Origin of the sequence: Colwellia chukchiensis (genome assembly GCF_002104455.1) — a bacterium.
In the GTDB taxonomy this organism is placed as follows: Bacteria; Pseudomonadota; Gammaproteobacteria; order Enterobacterales; family Alteromonadaceae; genus Cognaticolwellia; species Cognaticolwellia chukchiensis.
This window is the reverse complement of record NZ_NBOC01000009.1, coordinates 1-19,422: the sequence shown is the minus strand read 5'-3', so window position 1 is coordinate 19,422 and position 19,422 is coordinate 1. Positions and strand designations below refer to the sequence as shown.

The following is a 19,422-nucleotide window of genomic DNA, read 5'->3' as shown; positions in this document are numbered from 1 at the left end:
TTAAAAGTGCTGCATTAGTACCTTAAGTGAGTCTCTCTTGTTATGAAGTAAGGGCTATTTATGTTGCAAATTATGGCGATTGATCATCTGGTTTTAAGAACCACTCAACCCAAAAAGATGTTAGCGTTTTATATTGATGTCTTGGGCTGTACCCTTGAGCGCGAAACATCGAAAGCTACCGGTCTCACACAATTGCGAGCGGGTAATGGCTTGATTGATATTGTCGATGTCAATAGTGAGTTAGGCGCGTTAGGGGGAGGTGCACCAACAAAAACTGAGCAAAATCTAGATCACTTTTGTCTGCAAATCAAAGCAATGGCAGAGCAAGACATCCTTGAGCACTTCAAAAAACACAAGGTTTCAGCAGGGGAGTTTACCCGTCGCTATGGTGCACAAGGCTTTGGTAACTCAATTTATATTCAAGACCCAGACAACAATACGGTTGAAATTAGATGTCAAAAGTAAAATTTTGCCTATCCTCAACTGGAAAGTTTTTTGTCAAATAGTCAACATTTATTGCGCTAAAACAAAGTGACGTTAAATGACTGTGGTTATATTAAAAGCAGCGTTAAGTTACCACTTTTACAGTCGATTAGCGCTGGCGAAAAATCAACCTGCAAACTGAATATTTAAACAACTTCAATTGTTAAGGTGTTAAAAGCAATTAGGTAACAAGTTTAGACTTGAAATTTAACCTGTTCGCCTCAATTATGTAAAAGTAAGTATAAAAACCAAAGAATTAACCTTTATTGGCAACCATTGTTGTCTATGGTACGATTATTAAATGCTAACATTATCGTTTTCTCAATACATTGCCTTAGTAGCGGACTTATCCATTGCATGGATGAGTCCTGTTCGCGCCTTTCCCATTTAGGGGCGGCTAAGAACCACCTGTTAGCTTAGTCGCCCAGCCCCAATTAAAACTCTTGAATTCACTTTTCCCTCATTGGATTTAGCTTATGTTTATTTAATAAGCTATTGCATAGGGTTATTTTAGTTCAAGATTGAGAGTTATTTTATGCATAAAGATTTTTGGAATTACCTCTATCAAACATTTGAGCTAATCGACAATATGGATAATGAAAATCAAAACCTGCTTAGCCAGGTTAGTGCTCGATTAGAAACAATAGAATTATTATATGCGCGACACTTTGATCCTGTTGACTCATATGAAGAATATGTTGCAGTAAAATTAATTAATGCGATTTCGCACGCGATAAAAAGGCAGTAGCATGACAACACGTAAGGCCATTAATGTTTTGTTTAGTCGAGAGTACTCTAAACTTAACCAAGCATTAAGTCTGTTACCTAAGCAGTGCTATAATCTAGTTGCCTGTCCCTTATTTGACATTTTATCAGTAGATAAAACAACGCAACTTGCACAGCAGTTTTGTCAGGCTATAGATGCAGATTATTTAATTTTTACTTCTCAATATGCGGTTATCGAAAGCCTTGCCTATTGGCAAACTTTGGGCATTAGTCCAGCGCAGCTACAAGGGGTAACAATTTGTGCAGTGGGCCCCATTGTTGCGCGCCAGTTGGCTGAATATGGCTTGAATACAGATATGATGCCAGAGTTATATACCGCGGAATCATTAGCAACTTTATTCGCAAAAGTAGAGACAAATAATAAAACGATATTTTTTCCAAAAGGCAATAGGGCGGCATTGAAGTTAGAGCGCGTACTGGCAGAAAAAGGTTATCAGGTTAATACCCCAGTTATTTATAAAACCGTGCTGCGTGATGTACTCGATGATGAGCCAGCAGCGTTATTGTCAGCTAAAGGTGTTGACTGCTTTGCATTTACATCGCCTTCATCAGTACAGGCATTAAGCAAAATTTTAGGCGCTAATAAAACTAAGGATATTTTACAATCAAGTGTTATATGCGCGATAGGAACAACCACATATCAAGCCTGTGAAGATGCAGGGCTAAAGGTGAGTATTATGCCAGAGGAGTATACCATTGAAGGCTTAGCGCGAGCGATAAAGCAATTTTATTTAACCAATTGATATAGCAGTACTAAATTATTTTACGATGAAACTAATAACCATAAGGCAGGGTATATAATGATTAAACCTAAATTAATTATCAGCGATGAAGATTATGATCGTTTACATGCAATGATAGAGAAGCAAGATTATGTACCATCACATGATCTACTGATTGATGAATTGGAGCGAGCCAAAATAGTGCCTAAAGCCAAGTTACCGAACAATGTGGTGCGCATGAATTCAACGGTAACTTTTACTATGCTTTCGAGCCAAAAAACCTTTGCATTAAAGCTCGTTTATCCACATGAAACCACGGAAAGTGGCACGTTATCAGTGCTGACACCGGTTGGTAGCGCATTAATTGGCTTGTCGCAAGGTCAAGAAATTGAGTGGCCATTAGATAATAATAGAAAGACTATCGTACATATTGACTCGATTTCTTAGATACTTACATATCGTATATGCTTAACGTTATCGCGCAGTTAGGCGTTAAAGGCAATTTAAAGCGCAGCGACGAAGTTGGTGTTAAACTCAGTCTAAGCGCTTAAATAGCTGACATTATCATTATTGACTTAATGGGTAGTGTCAGCTATTTTTTTATGCGTTTTATCGGCCGACTTTATCAGGGCATTTGCATCAGGTTTTATCGCATCGACCCGCGATGTCTTCAGCCAATAGCCAGAACTTATTACTCTGTATCGTCTTGCGCTACATTTAATTTATTTAAAATAAACGCGATAGCTTGTTCATTTTGAAATGAGTTATGCGCAGAGCTGACAATAAGTCGCTCTTTGGCATGCAGGTAATTGGCTGATGTGTAGTTAACAACACCATCTGAGATGCTGGAACAAGTTAGCTCGTCTTGACAACTTAATGCACCGTCTGAGCCAATAATGGCATAGGACTCGCCTTGAATAGGTAAATCGTAAAGTGTCTCCATTAACGGGTGACCTGGACGTAATACATGGATACTACTAGGACCATAATTGATTAAAAAAGGCCGCATTTTATCAGTTAATATATGCACGCCTGTGCGCGCGAAAAAGTTTTGAAATATTTTTGTAAACTCAGTCGGTAAGGTAACCAAAAATGCGCCCAGCTTACCAATAACTGAACTGGCAACTTCAGAGCCTTTAAACGGCGTGTCTAAGAAAAATACAGTATTACTTGCAAAGACTGCTTGGTAAATAAAAATGTCTTTGACTGCAGGCTCAACGCTGTCCATCTGCTCTGGTCGTAATTTAAAGGTGGCATCCCACAGTTGGTGATCAGCTCGCGTACTGAGCAAATTTGCAACAACTCCCCCCATGCTGTGACCAATAATAACCGCCTTTTTTGCCAACCTTGGGCTATCGATGGTTTTTAATAATTGTTGCAAATTATCGCGGGTTCTAGCGGCGCTATAAAAAGGTGGCGGACCGGATGGGTAATAAATATGCCAAATTTGATAGTTAGCGACTAATGCTGGGTTGTTGAGTATGGCCATGGTTAAATGACGCCAGATCAGCGGATCAGAATTTAAACCATGGATCATGATAATGGGTATTTTGTGTTGAGAAATATTACCGATCACAAACACGCCGCGGCGCTTTTCTGCTTGGGTTGGCGATACCATGCCTAGCCAATTGTAATCGTCGATATTGGCTTGCTCTAACAAATCGAGATAGGCAGCGGCGGGGGAGTGTCGTATTTGATACTTATTATCGCCTAAGTTGATAACGTTATTATCGTTACTTGCTTTAATTTCTACGCTAATTCGCAAGGTTTTTTCTTGCTGTAATGTAATATTTTTTAATAAAATTGTTGCCGACTGCTTAACACCTTCGAGCGGGAAATAAATATCTAATCCTGTTTGCGTATTATCGCGAGAGGTAGTGATAGCTAGCCCTATTTCACCCGTGATGGCGGGTGTTAAGCGCTTATCGAGTGCAACAATATCGTCAACAAATGAAAATGGTACTAAATTTTCGTAGTGTATCAAGACCCGATCTTTTGCTAGTCGGCCGGCATGTTCGGCTTTAACCAATAAGGTTAAATTACGGTTATAGGCACTTAAGGCGAAGTCTCGCTGTTGTGCAGATAAGTCAGCACGAGATAATAACTCGTTTGCACATTGTAATAACGCCACTATGCCAAAGTCGGTTGTCGCAGGTAATGTGCGGCAGTAACTTTCTAGCTCAAGGGTGTTAAATGTAATTAGAACCGGTAATTGGGCAGGGTCATTAGCTTGGACAATATTTACGCTTGCAGACTGCAGTTTTGCAAATCGTGACGTGGTACAGCCCACCAATATTAGGCAAGTTGTCAATAGGAAAAATGTTGATATAAGCCGTGTCATATCAACATCATACATTATTATTAACGCGCAACAATATTTTTAATTGCTGGGATAAAAAGTCGTTTCGGCGGCTAGCGATTACTTCACGCCCGCACTGAGAAAAATTGCCCTAAAAGAGGCTAGTCGTGCGTGACCTTACTGCTCCGTTGTTGCTTGTAAATTAATTGCTCTATTTATTTGTTGTCATTTTACGAAGGGTACGATCTTGTTTGATAAAGTGGTGATATAACGCGGCTAAGACGTGACCTAAAATAAGTATCCACACTAGCCAGGCCCCTAATATGTTTTTATGCAAATAATCTAATGGTGCTTCAAAGGCTTGGTAGCTGATGTTAAACGTAGTGCTAATCCATGCAAACATTGCTGTACTTTCAAACATTGCAATATCGAATAGAAAAAAATATTCAGTGTCGACTTTAGTACCTAAATAACCCGTGACTGGCATAATCACCATGATGGCGTATAGAGCATAATGGCCAGCATGGGCGGCTCCGTGTTCAAGCTTGCTGCCTGGCTCTTGGGCAGGGGCTTGATTCATGATGCGCCAAATTATACGCAGCGTTACTAGCACAGCAATGGTAACGCCAAAAGATAAATGCAACTGCAAGGCGGTCCAGTTTGCAGGCGTATCCCGTTCAGTAAACCAATGCCTAAAATAGACACTGGCATAAGCAGCAAAAAAAAGCGCCGCCGTTAGCCAATGCAACCATTTAGCAATGCTGCCATAGTTATTGCTTGTATTTTTAAGACCCATAATACTTTCCTAAGTTTAAAATTAATCAGTGGTATTAGCCTTGCTATCAACAATGAGTATGCATATGTAATTAGCTATATTGATTGTGAAAATATAACGAAAACTTACTCACGTTATGGCTCTTTAATTTGTAAATAAAGCGCAAGGCATTGGCAATAAGCGCAGCAATTAGCGGCTTGCCATAATGGCCTGTCAGGGGCTGAAGCTTGCTACTTTGAATGTTAATAATGAGCTTTAACCGACCAAGATCATTGCGTGTTGAAACAATAACACGCAGCTCATGAGGGAAAAATACCAAAAAAACTAATAAATCGTTCGGCTCAGTAGAACCAATATTTCGTGCGTACTCTTGCTAAGGAGGAGCTATGAAAAATGGCGCAAAATAAGCGGCAGTGGCAATAGTGCAACTTATGTTGGCCATTTAGCGAGGGATCGTTATTTGTTAAGTTGATTATGCCAAGTGACAAGTGCCGCCATTAACTGTTGGATAAAGTCGCGACTGAGCTGATCGTCTAATTCACCTTGTTGGTTAAACTTGTTATGTGCGCTTGCGATCATAACTTCAGGTTTATTAATGAAGTGGACATCTAAATAAATCATGATCTGTCGAAGGTGATACTGCGCTCTTGCGCCGCCTAAGACACTCATACTCGCGCTCATTATAGCCGCAGGCTTACCTGAAAATGGCTGTGGTTGCTGCCTAGAAAGCCAATCAATGGCATTTTTTAAAACACCAGGCACTGAATAGTTGTATTCAGGTGTGGAAAATAAAATGGCATCGGCATTTGCCACTTTTTGCGTTAGTGTTAACACGGCTTCAGGTGTTAACTCCCCGTCGAGCTCTTGATTGTATAAAGGCAACTTAGCAATATCTAATAACTCAAGGCTACAGTTTTCGGGTAATAACTGTGCTGCGGCGTTAATGGCGGCAGTATTATATGATGATTTTCGTAAACTGCCTGAAATAGCAACAATATGGGTTTTGCTGGTCATTTTAACTCCTAAATTATGCCTAAGGCATGCCGTATTAATAAGACTATTGAGATTGCAATGTATTGTAGCTATTGATTAAGTTACGATAGTCAGGGATATGGTTTGAGAATAAGTTTCCTAGCCCCTCAATATCATTGCGCCAGTCACGGTGTAATTCACAAGCCAGGCCAAACCAAGTCATTAATTGCGCACCCGCTGCGGTCATACGCTGCCAAGCGGCATCACGTGTCATGGCATTAAAGGTGCCAGAAGCGTCAGTGACCACAAAGACTTCAAACCCTTCTTCAATTGCTGAAAGCACAGGAAACGCCACGCAAACTTCCGTTACTACCCCAGCGATGATCAGCTGCTTTTTACCCGTTGCTTTAATCGCGTTGACGAAATCTTCATTGTCCCATGCATTAATTTGGCCGGGCCGAGCAATATAGGGTGAGTCAGGAAACATGGCTTTAAGCTCAGGTACTAAAGGTCCGTTGGGTCCTTGCTCAAAACTGGTGGTTAAAATGGTTGGCAAATCAAAATATATGGCACAATCTGCTAAGGCTAAAACATTATTTTTAAATTTATCAGGATCAATATCTCTGACTAACGATAACAAGCCGGTTTGATGATCAACTAACAGTACAGCGGCGTCATTTTTATCTAAACGCAGATAAGGTTTACTCATTTTTCTCTCCAAACGTTTTCGTTACAGCCTTTATTAATCGGCCGAATGGTGTGGCGACAGCGCAATGGCTTAGCCTGTTAATGAAAACAAAAGACTGTTGCCGCCTCGTGCTCATGTGAGCATTGCAACTGGCTAATAAAGTAGTATAGACGGGATTATCGAACGTGATGGTTTTATTGCGTTAGTAAACTCAGGGCAAGGTTATTATTAGGCGCTGAAAAAGTGTTGGTGCTAATTATATCAGGTATGGTCAGCCAGCATCACCAGGCTAAAGGGTTATGCTGAAGATAGGTATTACAGGCAGTATAAGGGCTTGTTGCATAACATAACGCAGCGGTTAAAGTGCATTGTCATATATTGTCATATATTGTTGAATCGCTTGTTAATAGGTTTGGATATTGGTTCGCTAGGGTATTGGCAGCTGGCTGTGGTATTACTTGTTATGTGTAAACTCGTGCCGATACGGAAAACTTAGCAGCGATAGTTTTCCGTTATTTGGGGTTAAGCGTTAATGTTAGTCGTGGACATCAATTTCGATATCTGTGATCGGTTTTGAGCAACAAGTTAGGATTTCTCCGTCGCCGATAAAAGCTAACGGGTCAATAGGGTACTCAACATTGCCGCTAATTAATTTACAACGACAAGCACCACAGAAGCCATCTCGACAATGATAATGACTTTCAATGCCCACACGCTCGAGGGCATTGAGTATATTCTTGTCTTGCTCAAGAAAGGTAATTTCTTGACCGTCAACAATAACTTTTTCTGACATTACAAATCAAAGTCATCGAAATCTTCGCTAGATACCGACGAGTCGACTTGGCCGACTAAGTAACTTGAAATTTCTGTTTCTTGCGGTGCCACTTGCACATTGTCACTTACAAGGTATGAGTTCATCCAAGGTAGTGGGTTACTTTTTATCTCAAATGGTGCGTCAAAACCTATGGCAGTCATACGTTGGTTACTGGTGTATTCAATGTATTGTTTTAATATCGCAGCATTCAAACCAATCATAGAGCCATCTTTAAACAGGTAGTCGGCCCATTCTTTTTCTTGCTCCACCACATCCATGAAAATTTGTTTACCTTGTTCACGCATTTCAGTGGCGATTTCTTGCATTTCTGGGTCATCTTTACCTGATTGCCAGTTGTTAAGAATGTGCTGAGTTCCAGTTAGGTGTAGTGCCTCATCACGGGCGATAAGTTTAATTATTTTCGCATTACCTTCGAGTAATTCACGTTCAGCAAAGGCAAAAGAGCAGGCAAAGCTGACATAGAAGCGAATTGCTTCTAAAGCATTAACTGAGCAGATAGCTAGGTATAAACGCTCTTTTAGTTTACGAGTGCTCACGTCTACGGTTTTGCCATCAACTTGATAACTACCTTCACCTTGCGACTGTAGTAGTTGTGTGGCCAGTATGACATCATCAAAATATTTAGCGATTGAGCTAGCGCGTTTTAAAATTGCCGGGTTGACAACAATATCATCAAAAATTTCGCCGGGCTCAGTAAACAAGTTACGCAGAATGTGAGTGTAGGAGCGCGAATGAATGGTTTCACTAAAGGCCCATGTCTCTTTGTTGGACAAGGGAATCTAACTTTTCTCAAAATTACGCAGAATTACGTAAAAATCTTACCCCCCCCATAAATACAGTGTTTCCTGAGAATTTAATTTGCTGTATCGACTTTTGATGAAATTTGACATTTGTGCAAAAAGTATTACATTTTATGGACAGTGGAAATCTAATCAAAAAGTGACGAATGCAAACGATTTATAATAAAAACCAGTCGGTGTCGTATTTTACGCGCTGGGTAAAAACAAAAGACTACGGAGAGACGAAGTTTCCGTTGGTTTATTTGTGCAATGGAAATTTATCTTATTCGCTTCTTTGTTACGTGAACCATTTATATAAAACAATGAGAGGTAAGAATACGTCTCAGCTTAACGATCTTTTTCGGGTTGTCGCAGCCATTACTGAATACAACTACTATCGAAATGATCGACTTGAGGCGTGGGCAGATAAACCGCAGCTCATGTTGGCCGAGTTTTTCGAAGATTTCTTTCACGGTACTTGTCAGCATGAGGGCGGATGCCCATATGGGTTATCATGGAAGGGGGTCTCACTTGATACCCTCAAAAAATCCTACAATCAATGGAACAAGTACGCTAAGTATGTACATCAATACCTTAATTATAACGAACTAATAGTTAAAGATTTTTATGCAACATCAAGCGCTGATGGGTGGCACCACTTTGACAAGAATGAATATTCACTTCTACAACATTTAGACGTAGATGAAAAGGCCAAAACCAACTGGTCAACGAAAGGTCTTTCATATAATGCAGACCCAAAAATGAAGCTTTGGAATGGTATTGATGAAGATTTCAGGTTTTTTCCTCCGGACAAGTTGGCCGAACTAATACTCCAAGCAAAAGACGTTAATCAACAAGCAATATATCTTTTATGCGCATTCACAGGACTACGGGCAAGTGAAGCCCTCCACATGATGGTAACTGATTTAGTACCCAGTGAGGACAGTTTTCTATTCAGTTATGAAGTAATACTTTCGCCACCGCATGGCAAAACATGGTGCCCTGACAACAACGAGTTTATCGATCGAGAAACAATACTAAAACAAGAACAGCTAGAAGATCTAACAGGTATTGATGTACCAGCGCCTGATTTGGATTTTCTACAGTCACCTACGCCACGGACATCACTTCATAATGGACATAAGTTGAGACTAGGATGGAAAGGAGTAACGCTAGTGTATGAAAAAGGATCAAAATATAAATACACACTAGACTGGTCTAATGACCATGCTCGTCTAGCATTTGAAAAGCTTATCCCTGAATTGCTAAGTCAAGCTCGCGTCGGTCACCCGTTCCTTTTCTGCGGCGAAAACGGAATGCCTCTATGCTACAACACCTATTACCGCAGAATTCGTCGCGAATCAGAGCGGATATGCGGAGATAGATTCGGCACTCACTCTTTACGCCATTTTTTCGGGTTTTATCAATCAAACTGTCTAGGGCTATCCAAAGAAGAGGCTCAAGTAAATTTGAGACATGCGACGGTTTTATCCACAGAAAAGTATTACAACCTTACTGTCGAAAAGTCGCGAGAGGTGATGAGAGAAAAGGCTATGATGGCGAGTCAGGTGAAAAATATAGCTGCAAAAACAAAGTGGAACCAATTGGACTTTAAGTGCCTGACGAAAATTAGATAACAATTAGAAGTATACATGAATATGAAAGAGCAAATAACGAAATGGAAGGAGCATGTAGCGGATACGTGCTTTATTACGACTGACTTAACCTTGCTGACTAAAGGAACGGGGTATATTAGCGGGGAAGTTGTTCATTACAATGCTTCACCAATCAATTTTATTATTAACAAAGACAAATTTTCTCGAAGTGGTGGGGCAATTAAAGTCTTACAGAAACTAGCGCGTGACCTACATATAGAAGATAAATCTCGCAAACTAAATAGGTCGGATACTGGCTTTAATAACCCAAGATTACTGCTCACAAAAACCGAACTAACAAAAGAGGGAGTATGTTTTTCAGTTCGCTCTGATGAAGCCGTTACTAAACTACTCGATATAGAAGCGCGAGCACTCGACGGTGAGTTTCCTATAGAACCAAATAAAGGCATCGGCAACGCTGGTTCAGGTTGGTTTGATTTTGAAAAATCATTCGAAGGTATAGATGAAACAGATGTTCTAGAATGGATCGTACTAGCCTCAAGACCTGAATTTCCAACGCTTCATAATAGCCGCAAACAAGATCGAGAAGACGAAAACGGCCATATAATCAGAACAACTCTTGGGTGTGATACGGTTGAGGCGATCCTCGATCACCCTGTTGGAAAATTGCTTCAACAGCTTAAAGTGCTTCCGCACCTACAAGGCATATACGCCAATGCAGTCCCTTGCTTAAAGACCGAAATCGAAGCGTATATTCGAATGTTTGATGTAGGAAGCACCATCACTCGAACACCACTCTCAACATTCTTAACCGAAATCAAGGCAATGGCATCTTGTTTAGTGTTTAAGCTGAGCGCTTTGGGTTACCTTTACCTACCTTTTTTGTGTAAGTTCGAGGTTAATATTGAGGTAGGCAAAGGAACTTGGAATAGTAGTAATAGCTTGGCCGATAGACTCTTTGACTTTTATGCGCCGATGACCAATAAGCAGTCCGGTATTGCAAAGAGAATTAATCTGCGCGGCATACTACAGTCATCCAATATTGAGAGGATTGAAGATTTTCCGATTCATTTTGTAGAAGATATATCTGCTGCTCAACGAGTATTTCAGGAAAAGCATGGTAAAGCGAAATTCGGCACCATTCGCAAGGCTGATTGGATAGCTTTCTTTAATGCTATTGAAACAACTGAATGGACTAGCAAACACCCAAGATTTGATAGAACATATCTTAGTTCAGTAACAAACCGTAAATTGAAAACACATAATCAATTACGCGGGACGGGGCGATATACCCAATTAGAATCTCATGCAGGTGAAGAGATAATCGAGTTTTTAAGGGCGTACGCTAAAAACGCTAGCAAATCTTCTATCCATTCGCTTAATTATTTTGCAGATTGGATCGTATCTGAATCATCTAACATATACTTCGATTGTATTGCTGACATTAAACATTTCCATACCTACTCAAATGGTGAGGTTAATCATGGTCTTAACAACACGCTTTACGAATATATAGCTGGGTTAAACGAGCAAAATACCACCAATAGAAGCCATTGGCGCGTTATAAAAAGATTCCTAACAAAATCTGCACAAACAGTGTCTATTAACACGGGTAATGACCTAACACACCCTATTATTGAAGAGACTCCTTTCGGTTCGGATGATAAGCGTCAAATTACCACAAGAGAGGCTATGCCGAGCTTATTGCATGAATTATGCTTAGAGGTATTGCTTGAAGACGACTATAAAATTTATACCGACCAAGTAAATAGCAAAGGTTTATTCAATCAAAAAACACATACTAGGGAGTGGGATACATACAACAGAACAGTACCGCGATGCCTTCATTTATTAATGTTACTACCTATTCGTGGAATGCAAGCTAGGTGGTTAGATGAAGGGTTGCTCGATGATCAAATCTGGGACTTTGAGAAAGCACAATACGTCAAAAATACTCACCCATTAGCAAACTACAAATATGATGACGGGGTAGAGCATGTAAACAAATTTGGACGTACAGGCGTTATAAGGAACCCAAGCGGTTCCGGTAAAGAAAATCTTGGTATTTTTGTTAATACAAACAAAACACAGTCGAGAAAAGATTTGATAATGGGCGCGAAGCCTGGCTATGAAATTCCTTGGCCTGCCGATACGGACGTAGACTCACTTAATCAGGTATACGAAATAATCAATGAACAAAAAAAATTCAACGAGATATACTCTCCACCTGTAACTACACCAGTAAATCAATTAGATGAAGACAATCAGGTGTATGAGGGAATTAAAAATCAATTACCTTATTATGTTCCTTTGTTTCGCAGGGTTCAGGAAACAATATCTAAATCGTTTCCGGACACAAGAAGATCCTTGTTGCTTCCGATTACCGCAGACGCATTGCGCAAACTCTTTGTTAATGTTCTAAGAGAAGCAGAGCGTCGCTACAAAGAAAAATACCCCCAATTCAAAGACAGTTTGATTGCATTTGATTGTAACGGCCAACCGAGATTCGACATCCATTCGCTTCGTGTATATGGGGTCACTGACCTCCTTGATAATGACGTTCCTTTGGAGGTCGTTCAAATGATTGTTGGTCACGCAACTAGCGTTATGACAATGTATTATCGTAAAAAAAACCGAGAAGAATTCTTAGAGCTACTTCGGGAGGCTAAAAAGACTGGTGGCGCGTCTTTGTTGCATGAGAAAAGTATGATTGAAAAATTAGGGCTTACTGAAGAGAATAAGCAAGAAATTATTGCGCTATTCGATATCGTCGATGATTGGAAGGGAGGGACACAGAAAGTTAATGCGAGACCAGACTTCGATAAAGGTGGGCGAGACAAGTTTATCAATGGCGGCGTATGTTCCAGCTTTGATTGCAAGACAGGAGGGATTGATGTTACTTACACCAAAGGCGGGAAGAAAGTAACTGTTACGAGTGTTGAAGGAGGTGACTATCGGTGCGGTAATTGCCGATATTTCAGAACTGGGCCTAGATACTTAGCCGAGCAAATCCTTTACTTCAACCTGATAGCCTTGGAAATAAGAGAACTCGTTGAAAAGCGTAAGGAATTGATGCGTAAAGCAAATGAAATTTTTGACCACCCAGAATTAGAGTTATCATCAATCAAAGCAGATCGTTATCTCAATCAAGCAGATCAAGTGACAAAAGTTTTAGCCCATAGAATTGTAGAATCTCGCCGTCGCAAGGCGTTGATAGATCGTTCTAGGCAGCCGATGTTGGGTGAATCCGGCACGAATAAGGATAATATTGAAAATAGCTTAGCAGTTCTTGGTCAACCTCAATCAGAGATAAATTTCACATCAGAACAACTGAGTATGTTTGATGCATGTATGGAGACGTCCACCCAGGCAGCAGTGCTAGGTATTGAAGATATCGAAGCCGATATATCATTGAGAAAGCTTGAAAAATTCATTTCTCAAACAGCCTCTCTAGCCAAGGAGCAGAACCCCTTATACTTCATTCCTGATGATAACGATAAACGACTGGCTATATTATTCAAACTCCATGATGCATCTGAACTAATGGGGCGTAGCATAACCGATGAAGAGTTCAAGAATCCCCATCTTTTAATGGAAAACCTTGGCAGGGACGGGTTTAAGGCACTAGCTCAAAACTTAACAAACTATGAAGTCAGCCTTCTACAGGAGGCTTCATAATGAGTAAGGTAAATCAAAAGAACTTTGACGTTGCAAAAGCGTTTGCGACCAAGAACATTGAAAACAAAAGCGATACGCGTGTTAGGAAAACAGCTAAACGATTGTTGAGTGCCCTAGAGGAGATGTTGTTGACAGGGCGCCCCATTACTCCCACTGAAATACAGAAATTTACTACTGAGAAAAATAAAGAAGATAAGAGTTATAAAGTAATAACTGCTCAGTTTCTTTATAACGATGAACAGAAAAAAGATAAAGCCAATTACATTGATATCCTTAATGAGTTTATAGGGATTTGCCCTCACAACAAGGCAAAAAACGCTGATAACGAAGGAAGTGATGCGGACATCATCCCTTTGCATGTACGCACAGAAATCAATACCTTAAAAAGGCGAGTTGAAACTCTTAAAAACATTTTAGACCAGCAGTTTAACTACGAAGAATCATTAACATCTTATGATATTCGGTCAATGGTCGAAGCTGGATCAAGTGGAATGGATTCAGTCGATGTAAAGGCCGTATCGCAAGGTCTTTCTGATGTTCAAAGAAATACAATCAGAACAATCTTGGGTGCACTGCTAGATAGAGAAGTAGAAGTACAGGGACAAGGGGAATCAGAGAGGCTAGTTGATTCTATTAGTGGCAACATCATTATAAGGCCTGTTGAATATAACGCGATAAAGCCATTAATCGAAGAGGTTTGATGTGAAGTTAAATAAGGAACAGGAACAAGAGCTTATTATCATATATCTATCAGACGAGGTAGACGAGTAATGGCAAGTGGTCAGCAAAAAGCACAGCAGAATCTTGAAGCATTTGAAGTATGGCAAGCCACTCAGGCTGATAATGACTTTAAACAAATCATATTTAGAGGCCAACTAAATCGTGGAGAAGTAGCCAAAGCGATTGGTTGTGGTAAGTCTGCTCTTAACCAGAATCCAGCACTTAGAGAGGCGCTCAAAACGCTAGAGGATAACTTGCGTGAAAAAGGTGTGCTTCCACCAGTAACCGAATCTGCAAAGAAAGATGACAGCAAGCCTAAACAATACGACAACACAGCAAACCGTAAATTAATGGACTCGAAACGAGTCTCGGCTTTAGAAGCAGAGAACATTGAGTTAAAAGCCAAGGTTAAGGAGTTGGAGAGTAAGCTAGAGCGGTTTGGTGAGTTGAACGAAACCCTTTCTGAAATGGGGTTCATGCCACGATGAACGAGACTAAAGTGCAAAATATGCAAATTGCTAATTGTGCAAACGCGTCTGCACAAATCGCTCAACAGGCTGCTGAACAATTGCGCGTTACCAGCGTCCCTTATAGTTCAAGCACTATGGTAATATTCACTGGTGTACCACTGGCAAAAGATTCCTACAAGACTAACAGTGGGAAGTATTTCGTCACGATCAAAGCAGATCCTGATTCTATCCCCGTTCAACCCGCCATTGGTCAACATTGGTCAGTGAATGGGACTCGCTTGATAGGGGAAGTAGAAACTGGTGATTTCGTGATGCAGCAACATACTTATGAATCGCCAGAGCACATTGAATGTAACCTTCCTGAAACGGGCGAGCAACTGATCCGCTTCATTGCAAAAGAAGCAGATTTCAAGGGTATCGGAGAAAGTAAAGCCAGAATGCTCTGGCAGCAACTAGGTAAGGAGTTTCACTCGATAGTTAGAAAAGATACCCCTGAAGCCAGAAAGAGGCTTAGAGGGCTTCTCAGTGAGGATTCTGTCAATGCGCTTTTTGAAGGTTACACCAAGTATAAGAATCTGGCCTACTGCAACTGGATGACCGATCACAAGATACCTGCAAGTATTCAGCAAAGATTATTGAAGCATCATGCTGAAAGGTCGATAGAAGCTATCAAGCAGAACCCCTATGTGCTGATTGGGTTTGGGATGTCGTTTGATCAAGTTGATCGTATGGTCGCAAATAGCGAATTCAAACTTATGATCACAAATTGTGATCATCGCAGACTCAGTGCAGCACTTGAAACGGCTATAAGAAAAGAAATTGAAAAAGGTCACACCTATACAACACAGGCCTGCTTGAGACCCTATCTAACAAAGCTAATCAAAAATAAAGAGCTGGTCACAGAAGCATTCAAAGCGGGTCACAACAAAGCGCAATACATCCTTAACTCTGATAATGGGTACTATCACCCAACAGCACAGTTATTGATGGAGAGTGTCGTTGCCAAGCGACTTAAAGCGTTAGCCAGCCAAAACAACCTTTATGACGAAAATGCCAATAACGCCTATATATCCGCAGTGGATGAACTTCCCTATGAGTTAACTCCGATGCAATCGGAAGCAGTAGTGACTTGCTTAGATAATGCCGTAAGTTGCATTACTGGTGGAGCTGGAACAGGTAAAACAACGGTACTCAGAACCGCACTTCGAGCCTACCATCAAATGGGATTTGAAATACACGCAGTAGCACTGAGTGGTAGAGCTGCTATGCGCTTGCATGAGTCAATTGGCTTTATCACATCAACCATTGCTAAGTTATTGCGTGAAGACGCTATAGAACCAACCCCAGATAAACAAAAGCATCTTCTGGTGATTGATGAAGCCAGCATGATTGACTTGCCAACAATGTATCGCCTGGTCAACCATATTCACCCATCGGTTCGTATTGTATTTACTGGCGACCCAGACCAGTTACCACCTATAGGTTGCGGCAAGGTACTTGCTGATATCGTTCTGTCTAAAGCTATTGCTAATACGATGCTAGATATCGTTAAGCGTCAAGAAGGTTCAACAGGCATCCCTGAATATTCTAAGCTAATCAACCAAGGCATCGTGCCGGATAAACTAAGTACGGGTGCAATCCACTTCCACGAAACGGCAAAGAGCGACATTGCTCAGGTTTGCTGTGACCTGTTTCTGCAATCAACTGAGAACAGTCGTGTTATGGCTCCAACCAAAGCGCTTGTTGCTGCCATTAATAAACTAACTCAAGAGGCTGTTAACCCTAATGGATGTAGGCTTGAGTTTGAAATGCACGGTGAGAGATTCTTTCAAAACCTTAGATTGAATGATGCGATTCTATTTACGCAAAACCACTACGACAAAGGCATTCAAAACGGTTCGCTCGGTACACTAACCAGTGTTGAATCTTCGAGTGAAAGCTACGGTGAGGTTACACTGGACACAGGTGATAAGGTCGAAGTCACGAAACCTGTACTTGATTGCATGGAGTTGGGTTATGCAGTAACCCTTCACAAAGCTCAAGGTTCGCAATTTCCGCGAATTATAATAGCATTAAAAAAGGGCAAGATAGTTGATAGAGCGTGGTTATATACAGCAATTACAAGAGCCGAGGCGGAGATTCATATAGTTGGCAGTTCGGATGATTTGAGGATTATCACAGAAGCTCAAAGCAATTCACATAAACGAAACAGTTATTTGGTTGAACTGCTGCGTTATATTGTGCCCTAAAAGAGCACTCAAGTGCATGAATATAGTTATGATGCTTATCTATTCATCTTCCCTGTAGATCTAAAGTTGATCTGAAGACTGCAAACGACAAGTTAGAGCCTATTGATTTTTATGGGATTTTATCCATTTTAGTTGAAACATTAGGTGAATAAGTTTAAAGTAAGCGCCGAATGATCAAGGAAGATAATTCTTGAGTTAGGTATGAGCCAAGATGCCTCCTTGCTTGTTCGCTTCTTTAAAACTATAAAATGGAATTATTTAATAATGAAAAAAAGAATCACTCTTGGAATATCACTCTTAACTAGCATGGTTGCGGTAGGCGGTACTCTTGAGTATGATGAAAAACTTGGGGCTTGTTCTAGTATTGATGGACATACTATTTATAACGAAACGGGCCGGACTAATATTTTAGGGAAAATGGTTAACTTTAACCTGATAAAGGATGATGATGTTTCTTTTATGTTGTTAGGTACCACCAATCGAATTGCTAATAAAAAACAATACCACTGTGATATTGTTTTTTATATGGCGAAGATTGTGTCGCGGGAACTGGGAGCTACTCGTTTTGGGAAATAACAGGCCATCCGTCAGCTTACCCAAAGCTTGTTGGTGATTGGCAGGAAGATAGCTTTAGCAACCTTGATGCAAGAGACTTTCATTATACACCTAGCTCTAGAGGAAGGCACTACCTAACTACGGTCGTAACGGAGAAAAACTTTAAAACAATCGTAAGACATGGGGTGCCTGAACAGAAACAAGACTTACCAACTGAGCTTCAATATGAATGGCCAACCCTACCATATTTGCAGGATGTTGATTGGTTGAATGATTTAATTTGGAATGGCGTAGAGTCGCTATTCTCTTCATCTGGTTCATCTAGCTCAATACCAAATATAGAAGCTCACATACCGATGTGTGATACTGTGAAAGTTTATGTACAACAAGCTCCTACAATCAGCAAAAGCTCAGCACCAACTTTTGTAAGCGCTGGAAGTTCAGCTCATATTCGAGTGAATTACACCTATGATACTACTTACTCTAAAGCTGCTGTAAATAGTAACCCAGTTACATTCACATGGATTTTTGATAACATAGATTACCCGTCTACACCAAATCAAGTAGTATCCACCACAACACCTTATGTTAACTTTAGCCCCACTACCAAGGGTGAACATAAAGTAACAGCGAGGATTAACGATGGTAGTTTCACTAATTCAACTCAAATAGGTTACATTATGTTTGCGGGTGGAAATGACAATACATGTACTCCAGGTGATTGCGGTCAAATATACTAAATTAAGAGGGAATTTTAATGAGATTAATACTTTTAGCAGCTTCTTTTATCTCGCCACTATTGTCTGCAAAAAGTTTAGATGAGTCCAAACTTAATTTTGGTGTAGGAATCGGCCAAATGTATAACGGGTTAGGGGGCAATGTTGCTTTAACTGATTTGGATAGTCTAAAATTTATCGCGATAGGTTGTACTGGAGATAGTTCAACTTTAGGTACCATATGTGGCGCGAGTGCAGGCTGGATTACAACAACTCTTTTTGAAAGTTCATCTAACAAACATGGTTTAGGGCTTTATTTAAGCAATGTTGACAAGGAAATACAATCAAAAAGAAATAATGATGGGTCTATTTATTTTACAGAAAAAGAAGTATACGGTTTCGGAGTAAGCTATACATATTTCATAAATGGCATTAATAAAAGAGGTTTTAATATTGGAACCTCGATTCATTATACTAATTCAGACTTAGATAATGTAGGTTACTTTTTACAAGCGGGTTACCAATTTTAAAAAGTAGAGTTTGGTATTTGTATAGTCATCAATGGTGATGGCTATACAATTTTAAAAATGGGTAGAGATATGAAACCTAATGTATTTTTTATCGTGTTTGTAGCGTTCCTTGTTGTTTCATGTACGTCAAACCTAAAATCTCCTCAAGAATATGCTAAACACGCTGTTGTTGAGATACTTACCGGAAAAAAAATTTCTTACGGGAACGAAGCTAAATGCGAACATTATAAGCAAACTTGTGGAAATGATTATAGAGAGTGGTTGCATAAAGGTAAAATAGCTTGCTCATGCTAAAGTGGTACTTTTGAACTTCTGTTAAACAAGAGTCATAGAAGAGCTTTGGATTATTAAATGTCTGTTGCTTGCTTTTGAGTTCAACAGATGGTCGAAACTTGGCAGCTAGTAATATAAGATTATATATGGTAAACGTCCGGCCAACTGCACATTTCCTGAATTAACCTTTCAATTTAAAGTTGCTCTAATATTTTTTCTTGGAGCAACCTATGCAACGCAGAACACTTGATGATTGGAAATCCCTTGTTGATAAAC

Annotated in this window: 17 protein-coding genes and 1 pseudogene; 12 read left to right on the top strand and 6 right to left on the bottom strand. The window is 40.2% G+C overall.

Going from position 1 to position 19,422, the window contains the following annotated elements; genetic code table 11:
- The first annotated feature begins 60 nt into the window (after positions 1–60).
- The 4 genes from B6K83_RS11015 to rnk all read left to right on the top strand — a co-directional run bounded on the left by B6K83_RS11015 (position 61) and on the right by rnk (position 2,438).
- Positions 61–465, top strand: coding sequence for a VOC family protein (locus tag B6K83_RS11015; protein ID WP_085284978.1), 405 nt, complete (start codon positions 61–63; stop codon positions 463–465).
- Between the two features lie 553 nt (positions 466–1,018).
- Positions 1,019–1,231 carry a hypothetical protein gene (locus B6K83_RS11010; protein ID WP_085284977.1) on the top strand — a complete coding sequence of 71 codons (213 nt, stop codon included), beginning with the start codon at positions 1,019–1,021 and terminating at the stop codon, positions 1,229–1,231.
- A gap of 1 nt (position 1,232) precedes the next feature.
- On the top strand, positions 1,233–2,012 hold the full coding sequence (locus B6K83_RS11005) for a uroporphyrinogen-III synthase (RefSeq protein ID WP_085284976.1): 780 nt from the start codon (positions 1,233–1,235) through the stop codon (positions 2,010–2,012).
- Between the two features lie 57 nt (positions 2,013–2,069).
- On the top strand, positions 2,070–2,438 hold the full coding sequence (gene rnk / locus B6K83_RS11000; protein WP_085284975.1) for a nucleoside diphosphate kinase regulator: 369 nt from the start codon (positions 2,070–2,072) through the stop codon (positions 2,436–2,438).
- A 244-nt stretch (positions 2,439–2,682) separates the two neighbouring features.
- Here the strand turns inward: rnk and B6K83_RS10995 are convergent, their stop codons facing one another.
- The 6 genes and pseudogenes from B6K83_RS10995 to nrdB all read right to left on the bottom strand — a co-directional run.
- A complete protein-coding gene (locus B6K83_RS10995) occupies positions 2,683–4,332 on the bottom strand; it encodes an esterase/lipase family protein (protein ID WP_139175555.1) in 1,650 nt (549 codons plus the stop codon).
- A gap of 169 nt (positions 4,333–4,501) precedes the next feature.
- Complete coding sequence (locus B6K83_RS10990; RefSeq protein ID WP_085284973.1) at positions 4,502–5,086, bottom strand: cytochrome b; 585 nt, start codon at positions 5,084–5,086, stop codon at positions 4,502–4,504.
- A gap of 435 nt (positions 5,087–5,521) precedes the next feature.
- Positions 5,522–6,079 (bottom strand): NADPH-dependent FMN reductase, encoded by a 558-nt coding sequence (locus B6K83_RS10980; RefSeq protein ID WP_085284971.1) that lies wholly within the window; start codon positions 6,077–6,079, stop codon positions 5,522–5,524.
- A gap of 43 nt (positions 6,080–6,122) precedes the next feature.
- Positions 6,123–6,746: an isochorismate family cysteine hydrolase YcaC gene (ycaC, locus tag B6K83_RS10975; RefSeq protein WP_085284970.1), complete on the bottom strand. Its 624-nt coding sequence runs from the start codon at positions 6,744–6,746 to the stop codon at positions 6,123–6,125.
- A 514-nt stretch (positions 6,747–7,260) separates the two neighbouring features.
- Positions 7,261–7,518 carry a class I ribonucleotide reductase maintenance protein YfaE gene (gene yfaE, locus B6K83_RS10970; protein ID WP_085284969.1) on the bottom strand — a complete coding sequence of 86 codons (258 nt, stop codon included), beginning with the start codon at positions 7,516–7,518 and terminating at the stop codon, positions 7,261–7,263.
- Positions 7,518–8,321 (bottom strand): annotated as a pseudogene (nrdB, locus tag B6K83_RS10965) (class Ia ribonucleoside-diphosphate reductase subunit beta); the annotation flags it as partial. The pseudogene nrdB and the gene yfaE, both read right to left, overlap by 1 nt.
- Positions 8,322–8,506: 185 nt before the next feature.
- Between nrdB and B6K83_RS10960 the strand changes: the two are divergent.
- The 8 genes from B6K83_RS10960 (at position 8,507) to B6K83_RS10925 (ending at position 18,873) form a co-directional block, all read left to right on the top strand.
- Positions 8,507–9,976, top strand: coding sequence for a site-specific integrase (locus B6K83_RS10960; RefSeq protein ID WP_085284968.1), 1,470 nt, complete (start codon positions 8,507–8,509; stop codon positions 9,974–9,976).
- A 15-nt stretch (positions 9,977–9,991) separates the two neighbouring features.
- Positions 9,992–13,633 carry a VPA1269 family protein gene (locus B6K83_RS10955; protein ID WP_085284967.1) on the top strand — a complete coding sequence of 1,214 codons (3,642 nt, stop codon included), beginning with the start codon at positions 9,992–9,994 and terminating at the stop codon, positions 13,631–13,633.
- Positions 13,633–14,334, top strand: a complete 702-nt coding sequence (locus tag B6K83_RS10950) for a hypothetical protein (RefSeq protein WP_085284966.1) — start codon at positions 13,633–13,635, stop codon at positions 14,332–14,334. The genes B6K83_RS10955 and B6K83_RS10950 overlap by 1 nt, the downstream gene beginning before the upstream one ends.
- 69 nt (positions 14,335–14,403) lie before the next feature.
- Positions 14,404–14,841, top strand: a complete 438-nt coding sequence (locus B6K83_RS10945; RefSeq protein WP_085284965.1) for a VPA1267 family protein — start codon at positions 14,404–14,406, stop codon at positions 14,839–14,841.
- The gene (locus B6K83_RS10940; protein WP_233143957.1) at positions 14,838–17,072 is read left to right on the top strand and encodes an AAA family ATPase; all 2,235 of its coding nucleotides are present in this window, start codon (positions 14,838–14,840) and stop codon (positions 17,070–17,072) included. The genes B6K83_RS10945 and B6K83_RS10940 overlap by 4 nt, the downstream gene beginning before the upstream one ends.
- Positions 17,073–17,273: 201 nt before the next feature.
- Positions 17,274–17,648 (top strand): hypothetical protein, encoded by a 375-nt coding sequence (locus tag B6K83_RS10935; protein ID WP_085284964.1) that lies wholly within the window; start codon positions 17,274–17,276, stop codon positions 17,646–17,648.
- Between the two features lie 164 nt (positions 17,649–17,812).
- The gene (locus B6K83_RS10930; protein WP_085284963.1) at positions 17,813–18,367 is read left to right on the top strand and encodes a hypothetical protein; all 555 of its coding nucleotides are present in this window, start codon (positions 17,813–17,815) and stop codon (positions 18,365–18,367) included.
- Positions 18,368–18,384: 17 nt separating this feature from the next.
- The gene (locus B6K83_RS10925; RefSeq protein ID WP_085284962.1) at positions 18,385–18,873 is read left to right on the top strand and encodes a hypothetical protein; all 489 of its coding nucleotides are present in this window, start codon (positions 18,385–18,387) and stop codon (positions 18,871–18,873) included.
- Positions 18,874–19,422: the final 549 nt, after the last annotated feature.

What these genes read in the sequence shown, in the direction of transcription:
- rnk (WP_085284975.1), top strand. Translation starts at nt 2,070, where the DNA reads ATGATTAAACCTAAATTAATTATCAGCGATGAAGATTATGATCGTTTA.
- yfaE (WP_085284969.1), bottom strand. Translation starts at nt 7,518, where the DNA reads ATGTCAGAAAAAGTTATTGTTGACGGTCAAGAAATTACCTTTCTTGAG.
- B6K83_RS10940 (WP_233143957.1), top strand. Translation starts at nt 14,838, where the DNA reads ATGAACGAGACTAAAGTGCAAAATATGCAAATTGCTAATTGTGCAAAC.
- B6K83_RS10990 (WP_085284973.1), bottom strand. Translation starts at nt 5,086, where the DNA reads ATGGGTCTTAAAAATACAAGCAATAACTATGGCAGCATTGCTAAATGG.
- B6K83_RS10955 (WP_085284967.1), top strand. Translation starts at nt 9,992, where the DNA reads ATGAATATGAAAGAGCAAATAACGAAATGGAAGGAGCATGTAGCGGAT.
- B6K83_RS10995 (WP_139175555.1), bottom strand. Translation starts at nt 4,332, where the DNA reads ATGACACGGCTTATATCAACATTTTTCCTATTGACAACTTGCCTAATA.
- B6K83_RS11010 (WP_085284977.1), top strand. Translation starts at nt 1,019, where the DNA reads ATGCATAAAGATTTTTGGAATTACCTCTATCAAACATTTGAGCTAATC.
- B6K83_RS11005 (WP_085284976.1), top strand. Translation starts at nt 1,233, where the DNA reads ATGACAACACGTAAGGCCATTAATGTTTTGTTTAGTCGAGAGTACTCT.
- B6K83_RS10935 (WP_085284964.1), top strand. Translation starts at nt 17,274, where the DNA reads ATGAGCCAAGATGCCTCCTTGCTTGTTCGCTTCTTTAAAACTATAAAA.
- B6K83_RS10980 (WP_085284971.1), bottom strand. Translation starts at nt 6,079, where the DNA reads ATGACCAGCAAAACCCATATTGTTGCTATTTCAGGCAGTTTACGAAAA.
- B6K83_RS11015 (WP_085284978.1), top strand. Translation starts at nt 61, where the DNA reads ATGTTGCAAATTATGGCGATTGATCATCTGGTTTTAAGAACCACTCAA.
- B6K83_RS10950 (WP_085284966.1), top strand. Translation starts at nt 13,633, where the DNA reads ATGAGTAAGGTAAATCAAAAGAACTTTGACGTTGCAAAAGCGTTTGCG.
- B6K83_RS10945 (WP_085284965.1), top strand. Translation starts at nt 14,404, where the DNA reads ATGGCAAGTGGTCAGCAAAAAGCACAGCAGAATCTTGAAGCATTTGAA.
- ycaC (WP_085284970.1), bottom strand. Translation starts at nt 6,746, where the DNA reads ATGAGTAAACCTTATCTGCGTTTAGATAAAAATGACGCCGCTGTACTG.
- B6K83_RS10925 (WP_085284962.1), top strand. Translation starts at nt 18,385, where the DNA reads ATGAGATTAATACTTTTAGCAGCTTCTTTTATCTCGCCACTATTGTCT.
- B6K83_RS10960 (WP_085284968.1), top strand. Translation starts at nt 8,507, where the DNA reads ATGCAAACGATTTATAATAAAAACCAGTCGGTGTCGTATTTTACGCGC.